We start from the raw sequence: 20,002 nt of genomic DNA on the forward strand, positions 1-20,002 counted from the left end.
TATGTTTAATCTTAACTTGAAAGTTCTACAGCTGTGTCGATAAATATCCCCTGTATGTCATAGGCTTCTCTTTCTGTTTGCCCTCCATGTTTAAGAAATGCAGTTATATGTGTTTGAGTTTTCTCTTCTTTTGCTCGTTCTAGAAAGTAACGCAATTCAAGTTCAGAGCCCACATCCTCGTCTATTATAGAAGCCGTTATAATTTCCTTGTACATCACAATGTCACGAATTTCCCAACCAGCGACAATTGCAAAAAATTGTGCTAAAAATGCATCAAGATCTGCTTTAGGAATAAACTGAGTAATGATATTTAATTTTTCGGCCTGTTGTGCGCTAAAGTCAGCACCAGATAGTAATGCCTGAAGTGCTTTACCTTTTCCTAAACGTCGAGCAAACTGAACTGCACCTTGTCCTCCTGTTGGAATGTTGATGTATAACTCTGGCTGGGCGAAAGCTGAATTTTCAGTCCCGTATGCTAAATCACATGCCATAACAAATTCATTACCACCACCACGCGCCACACCATCAACGACAGCAATAGATAGCTGTTTCATTGCTTTAATGTTGGCTATCATATGGTTGAATTCAATTGAGGCAGCTTGTCCGCCTTGAGTGCCGTTAATAATATTAAGATCTAAGTGAGCTATAAAAAAAGCTTCATGGAACGATTTAAAAACAACAGCTTTAGTTTCTCGGTTATCCTTTAATGAAAGAATAAATGCGTTTAACTCATTAATTAAGTCAATAGTCAAAATATTCACTGGAGGGTTTTTAATTAGAACTGTAGCCACGCCAGCTTCTTGGGTTATCGTTAGTTTTTTCATCATAATGTTCCTTTTAAGGTAGTCAGGACAGAGACAACATTTGTCTCTCTTCGAATTTAAGAAACTATATTAAGCGTAAATAAGGTGTCTAAAAACAAGCTAAAATGAACTATACTGTTTCCAAATAGGAAACAATGAGGTGTTTATGGACCTTGCAAGTCGATTACTACTTTTACTTGAAGTCTCTGAGTTAGGTAGTTTTACAAAGGTGTCGGAGCATAGAAATGTCAATAGATCTGCTATTTCTAAACAAATAGGTAAGCTTGAACAAGAGCTTAGCGTTCATTTATTGAATCGAACTACACGCTCACTATCATTAACTGCAGCTGGCGTTGAAATGGTTAATCAAGCAAAACAATTACGAAATTTGCTCAATAAATCAAAACGATTGGCAGAAAACTATCACAATGAACCTAGAGGGGATCTCAAAATCTCCAGCTCTACATTTTTTGGTCGTCAGTATGTGCAACATGCTATTTTAAAGTTTCAGGCACGGTATCCTGATATTCGTGTTGAGCTACTTCTGGAAGACAGAGTTGTCGATTTAGTTGGTGAAGGCTTTGATATAGGTTTTCGTATTGGTGAACCGGAAGAGTCCAACCTAATTGCCAAACAAATAGCCAGAAACCGACTATTAATCGTTGCTGCACCTGCATTTATAGATAAATATGGGAAACCCAATACAATACCAAAACTAGAAAGCCTACCTGCGGTTGTATATTCTGCTCAAGGGTTATTGATTGATAAAATCAAGTACCGTGACAACGCAGGAAACGAAGCATTTATACAGCTAAATCCAATTTATAAAGTTAATGAAGTTGAAATGCTAATCAATACTGTTTTAGCTGGAAGAATGTTTGCTGTAACTACAGCACAGATGATTGAAAATGAGGTTCTAGAAGGCAAGCTTGTACCTATTATGACACATATAAACTTAACTAATTACGGGACATTTTATGCGGTATACCCTCATAGGGATTCACCACTGAAAACAAGACTATTTATCGAAACACTAAAAGAAGTAATTGGTGATAAAACACCTATTTGGGAAACTCGAATTCCTGGTTTTCAGAAAATGTATGGTAATGGTTAGTTCGCCGAATAATTATCAAGACACAAGAAATTATTTATCTCATTGATTTATTTATTAAATACTTTCAAAAAACATCTCTCTCCAACTACCTATTTTAATTATCTCTGCTATACATAAAGTAATAAAAATAGTTACTAATAAGAATTATCGTTCCTGGAGAAAATTATATGCCTCAATCTTTTCAACGCAAAAGTGTGACTAAGCTTGCGCTCGCTTTACTTGCTTCAATGTCATTTTCAGCACTGTCTGCTGAAGAAAATGCCGCAGATAAAGCCGCAAAAGAATTAGCCAATCCAAATACTGCCTTTGCTTCGTTAAATTTTAAATTTCAACACAGAACCTATGAGGGAGATATTCCAGGTGCTGATGACCAAGATGGGCAAATGATATTGTTTCAACCATCACTACCTTTTCCGCGTGAAGATGGTACCAAGATAATATGGAGGCCAGCTGTTCCTATTCATATTTCTACACCTTGGCAAGAAGAGTCAGGTTTAGGGGATATATCCATGGATGTAGCTTATGCTTTCGCGCCACCTAAAGATAACCCTGGAGAGCTTATGGCTGTTGGGGTATTTACTTCCTTACCAACAGGGGATGAAAAGGTTGGGGGCGGCGAAGCTACAACTTTGGGACCAGAGTTTTTATGGGGACAAATATCAGCCGACGGTATTATTGGCATGTTTCCAAACCATCAATGGGATGTGGCAGGCGACATTGATATTAGCATTACATCATCGCAATTTTTTTATGTTAAATTACCTGGCGGTGGTTGGAACTACGGTACCTCACCAACACTTAGCTATGATCATAAAGCCGAGGAGTGGACTATTCCGCTAAACTTCTCATTTGGTAAAACCGTTATGTTTGGTACTAGGCCTTGGAAACTTGGTATGGAAATTAACTATTATGTTGAAAAGCCAGATGACTTTGGCCCTGAATGGATGATCAGCTTTAATGTATCGCCTGTGGTTGAAAACGTTATGGCTAACTGGTTTAGATAAACGATTAAATAATTCATTGTTAATAAAAAAACGCTAATTTTAGCGTTTTTTTTGATTCAGGAAATAATCAATGCAAATCCCCATGGAACGTTCATTCATATCCTTATGAACACATCATATACAACTTTCATGTTGAAAACGGGAATAGATTTGTAGTATTAAAACTTTAAATTATTAATCCGTTCCATATATGACTTTCTATAATCTGCCGGTGAGTTTCCAGTCCATCGATTATAAGCTTTGTTAAATGAGCTCGAACTCGTGTAACCCAATTTAAACGCTATCTGCTTAATTTGAACGCCTGGTTGCTGTAATAAATGTCTTGCTAATACCGGCAGTACTTTGTTTTTAATCGTATTTAGATCTGTTTTCTGCTCATTTAACTTTAAAGTAATGAACTCTAAATTTAAACCTAAGTCTTTGCTGATATCTGCGTTGTCTATGTTGTTACTTAATACTGTATCTATAAACCAAGAACGGACTTTTAACACCATATTGTCAGGAGCTATATCAACGAGCCGCTTGGAAGCGAGTTGATAATAAGCCAAGTTACAATGGCTATCGCCAGCGGGAAGGAGAGTAAATAAACGATCCTTTTTAATAAGTATCTGCCCCTTGTTTTCTGGCGTAGTTTCGACAACGCAACCGGCAAGTTTTGCAAGCTTGTCTTGGGTTTTTTTCTCAATGCCTTCTGGCACAATAATTTTGTCGGGACTAAAGTCTTTATGGGCAACAGTGCGTAAATTAGATAAGCTGGCTGAAATTCCACCTTGGATAGTTTGATAATGAATATTATCTTCAATTACATCGTTATCAGGAATAAAAGTTAACACGCCGTATTCATCAGTTTCTTCAAACGATGCAGTGTTAAAAATAAATAAAATACGAGAGAACTCTGCCCAAAATTCAAAAAAACAACGTAAAGTCGTCGCCGAACTTACCGCTAAGCCAAAAACACCAAATAAAGCAGGGTTAATAGGTTTGGCAAAATTTAATTGAATCGGAAACTGTAGGTTTGTTTCGCCCCACTTTTGGATGATACTTTTTATATATCTGCGGCCACTGACACTTAAATCATCGGCCTCAATGTAATTATCTAATAATGAAGAGATGTCATCATTTAAGTTTATTTGTTCAGAATATATCTTTTTAAACGCTTCTAAAATAAAAAGATAACGTTTTGTATGGCCAGCAACTTCAAGTTTCATATATTATATCTTTTCAATTAAATGTTTTTGAATAATAATTAAATATTAGCTAATTAAATATTAGCAGATAAAAATTAATAGATTCAGCATTTTATGCTGACTCATATAAGGAAGGCAAGGTGGAAATACTCGACTATCAACATTCAGTGATCCGTTCATTGTTGCATATGCTTATTCAAACATTAGAAGATGCAGGAGAAAGTGTTGATTCTTTACGACAATATATGGAAATTATTGATAGCCAAGATTTGCTTGCCCAATGTGGTCGAGTTAAAGGCAGTTCGTTTCTTCCTATTTTAGCCTTATTGTTAAATAACGATAAAAAGCCTTTTTTAGTATTAAACATGGTCAATAACTACCGACCAGTTACGTTTAATGCATTAGGGCCACTATGCTACTCTTGCGAAACTGTACGAGAAAATATCGAATTATTAATAAAGCACTACTCAATGATCAGCACAGGCGCAGAAGTCTATTTAAAAAAGACGGATGATAGTTGGTTTGTTGGCGCAAGATCTCGTCACCATAAACTTAATGAATCTAAAATGCAGCTTGCTTGGGTGTGTAACATGTATGCCCATTTGAAATTCAGTGTCAGTAATGAATTTATTTTTCACAAAGTCTGTCTAAGTATTCCTAGACCTGAACAAAAGTATGTTGAAGAAATAAATGCTGTATTTAACACCGAAGTAGAATTTGACTGTGAAGATAGTGGTTTTTATTTAACCACAGGTCAATTAGATATTGAACAGGTCGGTTTCGATCCGCAAATTTACGCTTTGAATCAGAAGTTAGTTGATGAATATGAACAACGCTTTGAATACTTTGAATTACCAACTCGTATATATTCTAATATATTAGAGTTAATGAAAAAGGGCGTGTTTTCAAAAGAAGCAATCGCGAGAGAATTAGGTATGAGCACACGCAGCTTAAGCCAAAAAATAAAACAGTTTGGATTAAATTATCGTGATATTTCTGAGAATGCACGAATGACATTAGCGAAAGAGTATTTATCTAACTTAGACCTTAAGTTGGTTGAAGTGGCAGAGAAACTTTGTTTTTCTGAAAACAGCAACTTTACTCGTTCTTTTAAGGCGCATAGTGGACAAACCCCTCGAGAATTTAGAGCGAAGTTAAAAGTTACATAGCGGAAGAAACTTAGCTAATGTCAGCCGCGTTAATTTTCAAAAAATAACGCGGCTTTTTTTTAGTATTTATTTGAAAAATCTCATCTTTTTTCTATCCTTATAGATAATTACTGTGAAATCACCAATTAAAAGGTGAAGTTTAAACATAGAAAGTAAACGTCAAAGGGAATCTCATGATAAATACCGTAAAACTATTACAACTAAGTGCGTTAACAATAGCTTTACTCGCCTCTCCATACTCTTTAGCAAAAGATGCGTCGACAAAAGAAAAGCCATATGACGATGATGAAGGTTACGGTGCGCCAGGTGAGTCTTCTGCACAATTAGAAGAAGATAATAAAGACAAATACCCACTTATTCGTATGCCTATTTTAGATCAAACAACCGAAGATCTACGCGCATGGAAATCTCAGCTGTATAAAGACACTGGTTTTCAGTTTGGTATCGCTTATACGAGTATGATGCAAGAAGTCGTAGATCCAGATATTAATGCCAATACTGCGGGCTCTGGTATTTTAAGGTTTACCGGTAAATGGGAACTTGTAGATCGAGGCGGTAAAAATCCTGGGGCTTTAGTTATTGGCCTTGATCATAGACACAAATATGGCGACACAGCACCAGCTTCACTCGGTGGTGAGTTTGGTTATTTAAGCCAAACAGCTATGTTATTTAGTGATACTGATGATTTAATTGGCGATTTGAAGTGGACACAAGCATTATTTGATGGCAATGGTGGTATGGTTATTGGTCGCTATGATCCAAATGATTACCATAATGTATTAGGTTACGCATCACCTTGGACAGGTTTTTCGAACCTGGATAACCTGATTAATATGACCATTGCAGCGCCAGACTGGAGTTGGGGAGTTGGTTTTGGTGGCTGGTTAAATGACTCTTATTATGCTTTAGGTGGTGTCAATGATGCCAATGGCTTTGCAACAGATGATTTAGAGTTTTTTGAAGAGGGCATGGATGAGCTTTATAAATATGCTGAATTTGGCTGGTCACCCACTCGAGATGAGCGATACTTTAAAAACTTTCACATAACACTATGGCAAGTCGATGAGCGTAAAGTAAAAGGTGAAGACTCTGATTCTTACGGTGTGGTATTTGGCTTTAATTGGACGTGGAACATGGAGTGGATGATATTTAGCCAGCTAGGCTTCTCTGATGCAGATTCCGCAAATGATGTGCAATTGTATGAGCAAGAGGTAAATGTTGGCTTTATTAAGTACTTTGAAGATCGCTCTGACTTATTTGGTATGGCGGTAAATCACGGTAAAATCATCGAGCCGTTATACGATGTAGGTTTTGCTACTAATGAATATACCACGACCTTTGAAACTTTTTACCGTTTTCAGTTGGCTGAAACAGTACAAATAACACCAAACTTTCAGTACATTATTGATCCACACACTAACGCCGAAGATGACAGTGCGTTTGTCGCAAGTGTAAGGTTTCGTATTACGCTTTAATCTAACTAGGTATGACACTGAGTTAAATGCCGGTTTTTATAACCGGCATTAATCGATTATTTTTTTACCCGTCCCGTAAATCATAAACACTAACGCACCACTTATACTGATCACAGCTGCCAGTATAAACGCTGAATTATAACTATTGGTCACATCAACTATCCAGCCGGTAACTGCAACGGCCAATATGCCAGGTAAGGTAGCTGCGGTATTAACCACCCCAAACAGTGATTCTGAGTGTTTTGGAGCAATGTCCATGGGATTAACTGTATATCCCGAATAACAAAAGGATAATGCTCCTAAGGCACCGCAGGTACAAAGTACCGCCATTATGGGGGCTGTTACATATAACGCGATAAACAAGAATAGAGCAGAGCCCAGTAAACCGATACTTTGAACTAGCTTGCGCGTAAAACCAACTGACTTCCCTGATTTAATGAGTTTGTCAGAGACGATACCTGCGACATTCATCATTATTATCATGGTTAACCAAGGTGCTGCTGACGAAAGGCCTGCCTGGGTAATGCTAAAACCATGAACATCGGCAAAATAGCTTGGTAACCAAGCAAGAAACAAATATAGCGTCCATTGTGTGGTAAATGCGGTATAAAATAATGCCCAAACAGGAGCTTTGTTGAAAAATTGTTTCCACGGCACTGCCTGGTGTTGCTTAATTTCTTCTTTTTCTGAGTATATTAACGCGAGTTCTTCTTGGCAAATATTAGGATCATCCTTGGGTTTTGAGTAGGCGAATAATAGCCAAAATATAATCCAGATAAAGCCCAATGAACCAAATATATAAAACACCATGGTCCAGTCATAATGGTTAATGATCCAACCAGAAGCGATAAGACCTACAATAGTGCCTAATGGCGCACCACTAGAGAAGATAGTTATTGTTCTCGCTTGTTCAGATTTTGGTACCCAATGTTTAAATAAAGAATATGCTGACGGTACGCTGGCGCCTTCTCCTAATCCAAGCAATATGCGACCTAGTATTAGCATAGGCAGTGACGCCATTGCTAAAATCGGAGTTAATATCGTGAATATTGACCAAAATATAACGGCGCTGCCTAAAACTATTTTGCCGCCAAACTTACTGGCTAACACTCCCCCAACAATTTGCATCAGCATATAGCCAATAAAAAATGAGGCTAAAACCATGCCTTTTACCGTATCACTCCAACCAAACTCAGCTTGCATTGGCAAGATAGCAACAGAAATATTCACCCTGTCGATAAAACAAATAAATAACGCAAACGTACACAAAATTGTAATGTTGTAACGCTGTTGCCAGTGGGTAAATAAAGAAAAGTTAAACATAAAGCAATGATCTTGGTTTGGTAAATGAAGTGATAATTAGGTGCTTATTTAGAAGCACTTTAATCTAATAACAATACTTTCATTGTTGCTGAAATTAATAGTTTGTCAGAACTATCAGTCATTTGGCCTTCTAAATATGCTAGATGACCTTTTAATTTTGTTTTATGCTCGATGAGGGTTGTTGTCCACGTGATCGTTAACTGCTCATTAGGTAGTACAGCCTTATGAAATCTATAACTACAATCTAGCCCCATAAATGGTCCCGAATGTTGAAATTTTTGGGTAAGGGCACCGCCACACAAACCAGATGTATGAGCACCACTTGCGATTATTCCTGCATAACCTGCTTTAATTGCTTCATCATGGTTGAAGTGAATAGGGTTAGTATCACCCAGCGCACTTGCACCATTGGCAATATCTTCTATCGTTAGACGTAACTGCTTGATAATAGTATCGCCAATATAAGTTTTGGTAGTCATAATTTACTGAACTCTCGATCCTTTGCTATAAAAGCGCATTAATGAGCTTAACTCAATAGTATCTTGTTTTGTAAACTATGCAAGTAAATAAAGTAATAGGATTGTTAAAGTCTACATAGGCTGTCGTTGTGTGGGGTGGCGTATAGTTGTGATGAATACTTAATTTAGGTTTTTGTTGATTAAGTTTCTTTAGTGAGTTAGGCTCAGTTGGTGTTTGGGGTAGCTGTTATAACAAATATAAAAATAAATTCAGCTTATCTTATAGAGTGAACAATAAAGAAGTTAAACGAGGTCATAGTGTCAAAATCTTTTTTCGTAAGAGTTATGCTAATCCCTGCTGCTGTTTGGTTGTCGGTATTTTTTGGCGGTTCGATGGGATCAGGTATAGAGTTGATTCAATACGTAACTATTAATGGGCCTATTGGCGGGTTAATTGCAATAGCAACAATCGCAGTTGTTGTTGGTTTTGTTATGTATTTGTGTTTTGAAATAGCTAGACAAAATAAAGCTTACGATTATCGTGAATTTAGTAAGATCATTTTAGGTAAGGGGTGGTGGTTATATGAAATCGTCATTTTGATTTCTATGATCATTGTTATTGCAATTTCTTCGACAGCAGCAGGCACTGTCATTGGTAAACACCTCGATGCAAATATATATATCGGTCAAACTATCTTGCTCGCAGTTGTTATTTTTTTCACCTATAAAGGGCGTGAATTTATTGAAAAGAGTATGGCTGTAGCTTCAGTAAGCTTACTTGTAGTGTTGAGTATTGTTGTTGGATATGTATTTTTTAATTTAGGTGACGTTACCGCCGCCAATTTTTCTAAAGATAACGTATCAGTTGCACCCGTTGGCGTCGCTTTCCAATACGCATTAGTAAACATTTCATTTTTTCCTTTGTTATTATTTGGCGCACGTCAGTTAGCTACAAGTAAAGAATCATTAGTTGCCTCTATCAGTGCCGCTGTGGTTGGAGTGTTACCGTTATTAGCCTTACATTATGCATTTGTGTCACATTACCCTGAAATAATCAGTAATGGTGCTGATGTGCCAGTGTACTGGTTATTAGAAACCTTAAATTCAGCTTGGTTAATTGATGTATATGTCGTTATTTTATTTGTTCTTATCACGCAAACAGGTGTTGGCATGATGCAGGGGTTTGTAGAACGTTTAGATAGTTATATGCAAAAATCGAAAGGTAAAAAAATGACACCGCTGCAGCATTCAGCAAGTGCTGGTTTTATGGTAGTGTTAAGTTTAATTTTGTCTAGTATGGGCATTGTAGCTTTAATACTTGCAGGTTATTCATTTTTGTTTATGAGCTTTATTGCTGTATTTTTTATTCCTTTAATCACTGTAGGTGTATATAAGTTAGTAAAAGGTAAATCAACTACTGTAGTAAATGAGTTTTAATTTTAAGAAAATATTATGTCAGAAAAAATTCAACTAAACGGTATCGGGTCTTTATCCGCCTATGAAGGTAAAGAGCTATTTACCTCAAAGCCATTGCATGTAACCGCCACTATGATTCAAGATTTTTGTCGTAGTGTTAATCAAATGGACTGGTTTCATTTTGATGAAGAGCGTTGTAAGGCTTCACCGTTCGGAGCCGTTGTTGCGCCGGGCATGTACACTATGTCATTGCTGCATTCGGTTTACTTTGACCATGTAGAACTTCATAACATGAAGGCACTGTTTTTAGGCACCGATAGGTTTCGCATTCTAAAGCCGGTAAAAGCTGGTGATTCAATTGTGCTTAAATTTAATGTCGATAAAATTGAACAGCGTAAAGAAGGCATTGCCGTACATTATGATTTTACCTGGACCGTAGCAGGAGATGAACAACCTGTGACGCTGGGTAATTTCATTGTTCGTTACTGGCCTTTATAAAATAAATCTCTATTCATATTATCGAATAAAACAGGCATCTATTGATGCCTGTTTCTATTTTAGTTACCAAACATCCATACTTATCCTTAGTCTTCAACTATTTATCACCTTAAGATAAGTTATTTAACCGTTAATGAACGTAGTATGGTTTTTACAATAATTTAATATATTAAGCTCATCATGTCAGCCAAAAAGCGCAATAGTTCAACACCAACATCGTTAACACCTACCTGTTCGCATTGGGGCAACTACTTAGTTGAGTCAGATGGCGAACAAATACTTTCAATAAAAAATTATGCTGTAGATAAAGAGCCTACGCCAATAGGTCAATCATTGAATGATGCGTTAGATAACGGCGCTCGAATTCCACAACCTATGGTACGTGAAGGATATTTAAAGCATGGTGTTAACAGTGATGGCAGTGGCCGAGGTAAAGAAAAATTTGTACCTGTTAGCTGGGAAGTAGCGTTAGATTTAGCGGCAAAAGCCATCGATGACACCAAAACTAATTATGGAAAAGATGCAATTTATGGCAGCTCTTATGGCTGGGCCAGTGCAGGGCGGTTCCATCATGCACAAAGTCAAATTCATCGATTTTTAGCAAAATGCGGAGGCTATGTAGATTCATTAAATACTTACTCATCTGCAGCCGCTGAAGTGATCATGAATCACATTACTGGTATTCCATTTCTATTATTGGTGCGTGAAGCGCCAAGTCCACAAGAAATTGCCAAGCATTCTAAAAACTTTGTGCTTTTTGGCGGCGCCGCAATTAAAAACTCTCAAGTTAATGCCGGCGGCATTGGTGCGCACAGCGCCGTTGAACAGTTAAAACAACTCAAAGACGCTGACGTTAACGTGGTTAATATTAGCCCAATTCGTGATGATGTTATTGATGAGGTTGGGGCTAAATGGCTGGCATTACGACCAAACACCGATGTTGCGTTAATGCTTGGGCTGGCTCATACCATAGCAGTAAACAATTTACATGATACGGAGTTTTTAGATAAATATACCGTTGGTTTTGAACAGTTTTTGCCGTATTTACTTGGTGACAGTGATGGCCAAGCTAAAGATGCGGCTTGGGCGGCAAATATTTGTGATGTTAATGAGCAAGAAATTATTAACTTAGCTTTAGAACTTGGTAATGCACCAAGTGTGTTAAGCATAAGTTGGTCATTACAACGGCAAGAATTTGGTGAGCAAACTTATTGGATGTTTACCACCCTTGCGGCCATGCTTGGCCATATTGGTAAGGTTGGAGCCGGCGTTGGTTATGGCTATGGTTGTATTCATAATATGGGCTTTGGTGGTCGTAAAGTACCAACCTATAAAATGGGCGCATTTGGCATGGAAATCGGCGAACGTCCAGCGTTAGGTGATAAAAAATTTATACCCGTCGCTCGCCATACCGACATGCTGAATAACCCGGGAGGTAAGTATCAATATAATGGCATGGATTTAACTTATCCTGACATTAAATTGATATATTGGGCGGGCGGTAATCCATTTCATCACCACCAAGATCTTGATGAACTAGCTAAAGCCTGGTCAAAACCCGACACCATAATAGTTAATGAAGCATTTTGGACGGCAACAGCAAGGCATGCAGATATTGTATTTCCATGTACCACAATGTTAGAACGAAATGATCTCGGTGGTAGCAGTTACGATGCGTTTATTTCCCCTATGCGTCAAGCCGTTAAGCCCTATCAGCAGTCGCGTTCAGACTTTGATATCTTTTCAGACTTAGCTCAGCGCTTGGGCTTTGAAGATGAGTTTACCGGTGGTAAAACTGAAATGCAGTGGGTAGAGCAGCTATACAATACTACCCGTGAAAATGCTGCGAAAATTGATGTGAAATTGCCTGAATTTAATGATTTTTGGCAAGGTGAACAGTTTTATGTGGGCGACCAACTCGATGATATAGAATTCACCCTTGAGCGGTTTCGACGAGATCCTAATAAATATAAGCTCAGAACCCCATCGGGCAAAATTGAATTATTTTCAGAAAAAATTGCCAGCTTTAATTATGATGATTGCCATGGTCATGCCAAATGGTATCAGCATGTTGAATGGTTAGGCGGCGAACGCGCGGCTAAATACCCATTGCATCTTGTATCTAATCAACCGAAAACTCGTTTGCACAGTCAATTTGATCACGCACGAACAAGTCGTGAAAATAAGATAAAAAACCGTGAACGTGCACGTATGAATAGCGCAGAAGCCAATAAACGAAATATTCAAGATGGCGATATTATTCGCTTGTTTAACGACCGAGGCGCATGTTTAGCGGGTATTGAAATATCAAATGATATTCGTGATGGGGTAATCGAGTTACCAACTGGCGCGTGGTACGACCCACAAACGGTGGATGGTAAAAAGCTTGAAGCTCATGGCAACCCTAATGTGTTGACCAAAGATACAGGTACATCAACACTGGCGCAGGGGTGTAGCGCGCACAGCTGTTTAGTTGAGGTTGAAAAATATCAAGGTGAATTGCCAGAAGTTATCGTATTTAAACAACCTCAATAGGGTTTAGGTTTTGTGAAAATGTCTAGCTTGGACAATATCAAGCTAGACATTGCAGCGGTTAAGTTTAATATTAGGTTTAAATACTAAAGAAAAAATTCAAATGTCCTTAAATCAATTAGCAACAGATAGCATCTCAAATTCAATGTCGTGGCCTTGTGATTTAAGTAACGATTTTAAGCAGCAGTTATTACTTGGCTCAGTAAATAAAAGTAGGCTAAAAACAGCAAGCTTTCATATTCTTGAAGCTGAAAGTTATGGGATGTTTTACATCAAAAAAGGCTGTTTGATGATGACTTCAACCATATATGGAGAGCATATCCCATTAACTAATTTATATGGCCCCGGTGACTGGTTATGTTATTCGCCTGTTATGGATGGGCAAAGTAGCTCTTTAATAGAACTAGAGCCACTCGAGTCATTAGAATATGTTTCTATATCCAAGCCGCATTTAAAGGCACTTTTTAAAGATTGTGCCGAATTATATAAGCTTTTGTTTCATATAAAATCGAAACGTTCAGATTCATTACTGCTCAACGCTATATTCCGCAACTCTTTGCCAATAACCGAAAATATTTTGTACGTATTAAGTAAAGTGTTATACATACAAAAACATCAACAGCTACACATAAATCAAAACCAGCTAGCTAAATTAACAGGTTTTACCCGTCCTAGAATAAACGAAGCTTTGCAAAAACTAGTCAATGATAATGTAATAAGCATTAGTAGAGGCACGGTAACAATTCAAGATATCGAATTTTTAGAAGAAAAAGTTGCTGAGTTAGGCGAGCCTAAAAATAATTAAAATCATTTTATTCACACTTTTGTTCACTAATGTTCTGCAAGGAACTTTTCTTTAATTTCAATAATAGATAATAGCAACAAGTTGGTTGATGCAAGTGAGTATTAACCTTTAATTCTGCTGAAGGAAATATTATGAAATTTAAGACTTTATTGCTAAGTGCTGCTATCTCTATTGGTTGCTTAAATACTGCTGTTGCAGCTGACTTATCTAAAGATTGGCCATCATCTAAAAAAGCAGATGATTTTGTAAAAAGCTCAATTGTACTTGATTTTTTTGCCGCGCCTTACGGTTTAGGATGGACTGAACCTGAAGAGATGCACACTTACCTAGAGCGTGCTCATCAAGCGGGTATTACTGGTGTGTCAGCTACATTGTCGGCTTCTACCCAAGATTGGGAATACTTTCAAAAAGAGCATGCCTTATGGCGAGACAATCTGTTAGATACAAAAGATAGATACATTTTTGTTAAGCATGTTGAAGATATTGAGCGTGCCCACAAAGAAGGCAAATATGCATTTATTTGGAACTCGCAAACATCAACTATCATTGATGGCGATCTGTCTAAAATAGCTACGTTACGAGAAATGGGCTTAGCGAGTATGCAGCTTGTTTATAACTCGGTAAATAAAGCTGGTACTGGAGTTATAAGTGCGATTAAAAATGATGATGGTTTAACCGACTGGGGTAAACAGATCATTGATGAAATGGTAAAACAAGGCATTGTAGTTGATTTAAGCCATACGGGATTACAAACTACCGAAGGTGTAATTGCTTATATGAGTAAAAAGCATCCGGGCGTACCTGTGCTGTACACTCACTCAACACCTGCAGGCTTATATAATTGTCACCCACAAAAAATAATGACAGAAGGTCGCTTAGCACCTTGTTATCGAAATATTACCGATCAACAAGCTGTAGCTGCTGCCAAAACCGGCGGTGTAGTTAGCCCTACATTTACCGAGTGGATGATGGATGGTGTTTTCCCTGATGATATCGCACCTTATCAAGCGGCTGACATGATTGATTATTATGTGAAACTCGTTGGCGTAGATCACGTTGGTATCGCAACTGATGACCAATTTGTGATGAAATATGTTATGTCTTTTGCTAAGAAAAACGCGCATGTATATCAAGACAATGGCTATATGTTTGATGCATTTGACCGTGGAGCAGCAGGAAGCGCAGAGCTGGCAAAAATATTACCAGCCGTAGTTGATGTTTTATGGGAGCGAGGCTATACCAATGATGACTTACAAAAGATTTTTGGCGGTAATGTAATGCGAGTTTACAAGCAAGTCTGGAAGTAAATTTTAATCTCTTTTTGAAATTAACTTGCTGCATCCTGCCTTCAGCCCTCAGGTCTGAAGGCAGAAATAAATTTTGCCAGACAATTGATTTAGGACGTTATCAAGCTTTCTATACATTCCTGAAGTAGAGCTCATTTGTTGTATATATGAGTTACTCAATGAACAGAACATTATACCGATTGGTGTAAATCACCAGCACAGCATTCATCTTGCAAAAAGTCGATGACTTGTAAAAACTGATCATACTCAACGACGCAATACAGCACTCGCCCTTCACGGCGTTGGGTAATTAACCCTGCAGAAGCTAAGCTCGAAATATGATGAGATAACGTTGAACCGGGAATATTCAATTCCTCTTGAACGACACCAACCGCAACGCCCTGATACCCTGATTTAACCAGTCTTTTAAATATAGCGAGCCTTGTCGGATGACCAAGTTCTTTGAGTGCCTTGGCAATAACTTCAATGTTCATAGATAACCCTTTTATTTATATATTTCGATATTACTAGAAATATATTGACTTACGCAAGTTGTTTTTGTATATTTCGAACAATCTAGAAATATCGAAGGTTTTTCAAATGACGATTACTACCCAAATGCTCATGGACTCGCTTAATATGTTTGCGTTTCTTGCTGTAGAGCTTACTTTATTATTTTTGCTGATCAGCTACTTTGTTGGAGTATTACAGGAATATATTCCCGCAAGTAAAATCCAAAGTATCTTATCCAGTAAAAATGGCAAAGGCTACATTATTGCTGGATTCCTTGGTGCGATCACACCATTTTGCTCTTGCTCAACCATTCCTTTTCTAAAAGGACTGCTACGGGCTAGAGCCGGTTTTGGAACCATGATGGTATTTTTATTTGCCAGTCCGTTATTGAACCCGATTATTATCGGGTTGTTTGCCGTAACCTTTGGTTTCAAAGTAACAGTTTTCTATTTTATAATCGCAATGGGGGTGTCCGTTGTTGCTGGCTATACCTTAGAAAAGCTAGGCTTTGAAAAATACATAAAACCTCAAGCGTATGCAGTTCCTGAAAGTAAAGGCTGTGGAAGTAGTTGTAACATCACAGCCAAACAGCACAATAAATGGCTGCGTATTTGGTACAGCACATGGAAAGATTTTAAAAAAGTTTTACCTTATTTGATTGGCGGTATCGCGCTTGGTTCTATGATCTATGGTTTTATGCCTGCTGAATTTGTCGCCAGTGTTGCCAGTGATTCCAATCCGTTCGCTGTGCCAATTGCAGCTGTAATTGGTATTCCATTATATATCCGCGCAGAAGCGGTAATTCCATTAAGTGCAGCGTTAGCGGCAAAAGGTATGAGCCTTGGCGCAGTAATGGCATTAATCATTGGTAGTGCAGGAGCAAGTCTGACTGAGGTGATTTTATTAAAATCTATATTTAAAAATCAAATGATAGCAGCATTTTTAGTGGTGATTATTACTATGGCAGTTTCTGCGGGTTACCTATACAGCTTAATGTTTTAACAGGCTGTGATAGAGGGGAAGTTCAACTTGTTTAATTGATAAGTTGAACTTTTACGATTGTTTATTGGCAGCAAGGCGCTTCTAAAAAACGGCCAATTTCATTACACAAGTCAACCTGCTTAATGGTTTTAAACAAATCGACAGTGTCGGTTGCTTCACGTTCGACTATGCCGAGTTGTTCCAAAAACTGAATATGGGCGAGTAGTTCGCTGACAAACATGACATAAATATTATCTTTAACTTCACGTTTATAGATAGGCTTTATCGCCTGACTCACTGTTTTTTCATCATCTAAACAATCGATGAGCTTATTTAATAACTTACAATGATTTTCTATAATTTCGTCGATGCGTTTATGCAAGCCAATAAATGGTTTTGAATGTGATGGTAAAACTAAGGTATCGCTGGGCAATTGCTTTAAACCATTTAAGGCATTCAGCCAGCGTCCTAATGGATTTTGCTTACGATGATCTTTAAATTTAGGGTTCTTCGGATACAAGGTCACCATAGATGGGATCTCTGGAATCACTTGATCACCAGAGAATAATAAATTCAGCTGTTTAGAGTATAAACTTGCATGAGCAGGTGAGTGGCCGCTGCCAACAATGATCTCAAATTGGTGTTTGCCAACTTCAATGACATCACCATGGCGAATAAACTGACATTTTCGCGGTAAACCATCTACGGCCTTATCAAAACCATCGTCACGTTCTTGCTCTACTTTTCCGGTAAACTCAGGTGACATGCCCGCGCGCAGTAAAAAATCTAGGTAGTATTTAGGTGGCGTACTGCCGCTAATACTAAATAAATATGCCATCATGTCATATTCACGCTGAGTGATTAGCACCGGGCAGTCATACTTTTGTTGTAACCAACTGGCCAGGCCAACGTGATCTGGATGATTATGAGTGATTATTATTTTATTAACCGGCTTATCTTCAAGCGCGCTTTCAAACAACGTTTGCCAAAACTGTTTTGAATAGTTTGTACCCATGCCGGTATCAACTAAACACCAACCATCGCCATCTTTAATTAAGTACAAGTTAATGTGATCAAGCTTAAAAGGCAGTGGTACTCTAAACCAATAAATATCGTCACAAATTAATTGTTTTTGATATTGCTCAGGTATTGGAAATGGATAATTTAAAATTGAATCATGGTCATTTATTTGACAAGAATTTCCGTGCTCATCATCTTTTTTATAATCTTCAATGGTCATCAATCAACTCCGTCGCTAAATTATGGGCTAGCTAATACTCTCCTCATATTAGCACTATACTGTTGTAAGCAAAGAGGATTTGAACTGATATTAAGCTATTTGCTTGTTTTGACTTATTTATCATTTTTAGATGATTGAGCATATTCAATGCTAATTTTTGCGAAAAACTTATCTTTTTTGGCAGTTTTTCAATTGCAATTCCTAAACAGATAAGTGCTGTTATAAACAAATGTGTAAAGTAAGACTCAGTATAAATATAATAAACTAGGTGTAAATAAATGAGCCATTCCGAGCATAAGGTTCCTAACGCGTTAAAGCATTGTTTAAATATAAACGATGTACGCAGTGCTGCTCATAAAGCATTACCATTAGCTATTAGGGAATACATTGATGGTGGTGGCGATGATGAAAAAACGCTGAAAGAAAACACCCGTACCTTCGATGATGTAACGTTAATGCCAAATTATGGCACGGGCTTAGAAGCGGCAGATTTAACCACCACTATATTAGGTCAAACATCTGCATCGCCTGTTTTGTTATCGCCTTGGGGCGCGCATAAGGTGATGCATACCGATGGTGAAATAGGCACAGCTCAAGCTGCTGCTAACACTGGTTGTATTTATTCGATGTCGAATTTTGCTACCACGTCTATGGAAGCTGTAGCGGTGACAACAGATGCGCCGAAGTTCTTCCAGCTACAACCTGCTCGTGATAAATCTATCATGAAAAATATGCTTGAGCGGGCCAAAGCCAGTGGCTATAAAGCTATAATTGTGACTATCGATAACCCTGTTCATGGTAATCGAGAGCGTGACGCCAGAACCGGCTTTGGAATTCCGCCAACATTTCCTTTAAGAAGCATACTGTCATTGCTAGCCCATCCTAAGTGGGTGTTAGGGTATATGAAAAGCAAACCTGAATTTGCCAATTTTCAAAACTTTTTTGACCAAGGCAAAGACCAAAACTGGCTGTTTCATAACTTGGTTTGCCCGGTAACATGGGACACTCTGGCTTGGATCCGTGATAACTGGGAAGGACCAATGGCAATAAAAGGCATTATGTCAGCAGATAATGCTAAAAAATCCGTTGAAATAGGCGCTGATGGCGTGTTTGTGTCAAACCAGGGGGCACGAAATTATGATGCAATTCCATCAACATTTTCAGCATTACCTGAAGTTGTTGATGCAATAGCTGGCAAAGCTGAAATTATCCTCGACGGTGGCATTCGCCGTGGTACCGATGTTGTTAAAGCGTTAGCTATGGGAGCGACAGCTTGTTCTACAGCAAGGCCATTTGTATATGGTTTATCTGCTGCTGGCAGCCCAGGGATAGAGTTTGTTATTAATATGCTCAAAACTGAAATTGAGCGAGCAATGATAGTTTCTGGTGCAAAAGATATTGCCAGTATTAGCAGCGATATTCTGCGCTTCAAATAGTCGGAATATAAAAATACACAATAGTGGTAAGGTTTAAGATAAACTTTACCACTCCCTCATAGATAAACACTTCTGCTTAATAAGAACAGTTTTAGCCGCTGTTAAAATCTTCTGGCAATGCCTTTGCCGATTCTGACAATTTTTTTAGTAACCTGCGTGCTACTTTTAAATCATCAAACTAATACAAAACTATAATTACAATAAATATAGTACTAACAGCACGTTCGCTGTTACTGCAAAAGAGAGAACATTATGTCAGACAACAAAACTCCAGAACAACGCATGCAAGAGCTTGGCTATACCATTACCGGTGAGCTGCAACTTCCTCCTGGCTTTGAAGTGTTACTTTCAATGGTAAAAGTAATTGATAAGAGAGTCATTGTTTCTGGCCACGGTGCACTTAATCCTGATGGCACTATTGCTACACATCTGATGGGACAAGTAGGCGATACTATTTCTTTGGAACAAGCACAAGAAGCGGCGAAGTTAACGGCGTTAGCTATGGTTGGCACACTTAAACGTGAATTAGGTGAGTTATCTAACATTAAGTCATGGGTAAAAGTATTAGGCATGGTAAATACTGCACCTGGCTTTACTGGTCAAACACCTGTTATTGATGGTTTCTCGCGAACAATTATTGATATTTTTGGTAAAGAATGTGGCATGGCATGTCGTAGCGCAGTTGGTATGGCTGCATTGCCGATGAACCTTAGCGTTGAAGTTGAAGCCGAATTAGAACTTCATTAATTGCTAGGTAGCTTA

Annotated in this window: 18 protein-coding genes; 12 read left to right on the forward strand and 6 right to left on the reverse strand. The window is 38.0% G+C overall.

The features are described from left to right. Nucleotides 1-11: 11 nt before the first annotated feature. The gene (locus RGQ13_RS06295) at nt 12-827 is read right to left on the reverse strand and encodes an enoyl-CoA hydratase/isomerase family protein (protein ID WP_348392710.1); all 816 of its coding nucleotides are present in this window, start codon (nt 825-827) and stop codon (nt 12-14) included. 142 nt (nt 828-969) lie between these two features. On the opposite strand from RGQ13_RS06295, the gene RGQ13_RS06300 reads away from it, so the two are divergent. Next, nucleotides 970-1,917, forward strand: coding sequence for a LysR family transcriptional regulator (locus tag RGQ13_RS06300; RefSeq protein ID WP_348392711.1), 948 nt, complete (start codon nt 970-972; stop codon nt 1,915-1,917). 167 nt (nt 1,918-2,084) lie between these two features. Further along, entirely contained in the window at nt 2,085-2,921 is an 837-nt protein-coding gene (locus tag RGQ13_RS06305) for a hypothetical protein (RefSeq protein ID WP_348392712.1), read from the forward strand. 158 nt (nt 2,922-3,079) lie between these two features. On the opposite strand, the gene RGQ13_RS06310 is transcribed toward RGQ13_RS06305, so the two are convergent. Next, entirely contained in the window at nt 3,080-4,129 is a 1,050-nt protein-coding gene (locus RGQ13_RS06310) for a helix-turn-helix domain-containing protein (RefSeq protein WP_348392713.1), read from the reverse strand. A 119-nt stretch (nt 4,130-4,248) separates the two neighbouring features. On the opposite strand from RGQ13_RS06310, the gene RGQ13_RS06315 reads away from it, so the two are divergent. Together RGQ13_RS06315 and RGQ13_RS06320 are read left to right on the forward strand one after the other, a co-directional pair. Then, the gene (locus RGQ13_RS06315) at nt 4,249-5,277 is read left to right on the forward strand and encodes an AraC family transcriptional regulator (protein WP_348392714.1); all 1,029 of its coding nucleotides are present in this window, start codon (nt 4,249-4,251) and stop codon (nt 5,275-5,277) included. Between the two features lie 173 nt (nt 5,278-5,450). Beyond that, a complete protein-coding gene (locus RGQ13_RS06320) occupies nt 5,451-6,752 on the forward strand; it encodes a carbohydrate porin (protein ID WP_348392715.1) in 1,302 nt (433 codons plus the stop codon). A 48-nt stretch (nt 6,753-6,800) separates the two neighbouring features. Here the strand turns inward: RGQ13_RS06320 and RGQ13_RS06325 are convergent, their stop codons facing one another. Further along, nucleotides 6,801-8,075: an MFS transporter gene (locus tag RGQ13_RS06325; RefSeq protein ID WP_348392716.1), complete on the reverse strand. Its 1,275-nt coding sequence runs from the start codon at nt 8,073-8,075 to the stop codon at nt 6,801-6,803. Nucleotides 8,076-8,134: 59 nt separating this feature from the next. Further along, nucleotides 8,135-8,554 carry a MaoC family dehydratase gene (locus RGQ13_RS06330; RefSeq protein ID WP_348392717.1) on the reverse strand — a complete coding sequence of 140 codons (420 nt, stop codon included), beginning with the start codon at nt 8,552-8,554 and terminating at the stop codon, nt 8,135-8,137. A 297-nt stretch (nt 8,555-8,851) separates the two neighbouring features. On the opposite strand from RGQ13_RS06330, the gene RGQ13_RS06335 reads away from it, so the two are divergent. The 5 genes from RGQ13_RS06335 to RGQ13_RS06355 all read left to right on the forward strand — a co-directional run bounded on the left by RGQ13_RS06335 (nt 8,852) and on the right by RGQ13_RS06355 (nt 15,091). After that, the gene (locus RGQ13_RS06335; protein WP_348392718.1) at nt 8,852-9,970 is read left to right on the forward strand and encodes a hypothetical protein; all 1,119 of its coding nucleotides are present in this window, start codon (nt 8,852-8,854) and stop codon (nt 9,968-9,970) included. Between the two features lie 15 nt (nt 9,971-9,985). Then, complete coding sequence (locus RGQ13_RS06340; RefSeq protein ID WP_348392719.1) at nt 9,986-10,447, forward strand: MaoC family dehydratase; 462 nt, start codon at nt 9,986-9,988, stop codon at nt 10,445-10,447. 180 nt (nt 10,448-10,627) lie between these two features. Next, complete coding sequence (locus RGQ13_RS06345) at nt 10,628-12,982, forward strand: molybdopterin-dependent oxidoreductase (RefSeq protein WP_348392720.1); 2,355 nt, start codon at nt 10,628-10,630, stop codon at nt 12,980-12,982. Nucleotides 12,983-13,082: 100 nt separating this feature from the next. After that, entirely contained in the window at nt 13,083-13,784 is a 702-nt protein-coding gene (locus RGQ13_RS06350) for a Crp/Fnr family transcriptional regulator (protein ID WP_348392721.1), read from the forward strand. Between the two features lie 131 nt (nt 13,785-13,915). Further along, on the forward strand, nt 13,916-15,091 hold the full coding sequence (locus RGQ13_RS06355; protein WP_348392722.1) for a dipeptidase: 1,176 nt from the start codon (nt 13,916-13,918) through the stop codon (nt 15,089-15,091). Nucleotides 15,092-15,261: 170 nt separating this feature from the next. Here the strand turns inward: RGQ13_RS06355 and RGQ13_RS06360 are convergent, their stop codons facing one another. Beyond that, a complete protein-coding gene (locus tag RGQ13_RS06360) occupies nt 15,262-15,564 on the reverse strand; it encodes an ArsR/SmtB family transcription factor (protein WP_348392723.1) in 303 nt (100 codons plus the stop codon). A gap of 106 nt (nt 15,565-15,670) precedes the next feature. Between RGQ13_RS06360 and RGQ13_RS06365 the strand changes: the two genes are divergently transcribed. Next, the gene (locus RGQ13_RS06365; RefSeq protein ID WP_348392724.1) at nt 15,671-16,585 is read left to right on the forward strand and encodes a permease; all 915 of its coding nucleotides are present in this window, start codon (nt 15,671-15,673) and stop codon (nt 16,583-16,585) included. Between the two features lie 61 nt (nt 16,586-16,646). On the opposite strand, the gene RGQ13_RS06370 is transcribed toward RGQ13_RS06365, so the two are convergent. Further along, nucleotides 16,647-17,804 carry an MBL fold metallo-hydrolase gene (locus RGQ13_RS06370; protein WP_348392725.1) on the reverse strand — a complete coding sequence of 386 codons (1,158 nt, stop codon included), beginning with the start codon at nt 17,802-17,804 and terminating at the stop codon, nt 16,647-16,649. Between the two features lie 278 nt (nt 17,805-18,082). Between RGQ13_RS06370 and RGQ13_RS06375 the strand changes: the two genes are divergently transcribed. Both RGQ13_RS06375 and RGQ13_RS06380 read left to right on the forward strand, forming a co-directional pair. Further along, a complete protein-coding gene (locus tag RGQ13_RS06375) occupies nt 18,083-19,240 on the forward strand; it encodes an alpha-hydroxy acid oxidase (protein WP_348392726.1) in 1,158 nt (385 codons plus the stop codon). A gap of 252 nt (nt 19,241-19,492) precedes the next feature. Next, nucleotides 19,493-19,987: a RidA family protein gene (locus RGQ13_RS06380; protein ID WP_348392727.1), complete on the forward strand. Its 495-nt coding sequence runs from the start codon at nt 19,493-19,495 to the stop codon at nt 19,985-19,987. Nucleotides 19,988-20,002 lie beyond the last annotated feature (15 nt).

The organism is Thalassotalea psychrophila (assembly GCF_031583595.1).
Lineage (GTDB): Bacteria > Pseudomonadota > Gammaproteobacteria > Enterobacterales > Alteromonadaceae > Thalassotalea_A > Thalassotalea_A psychrophila.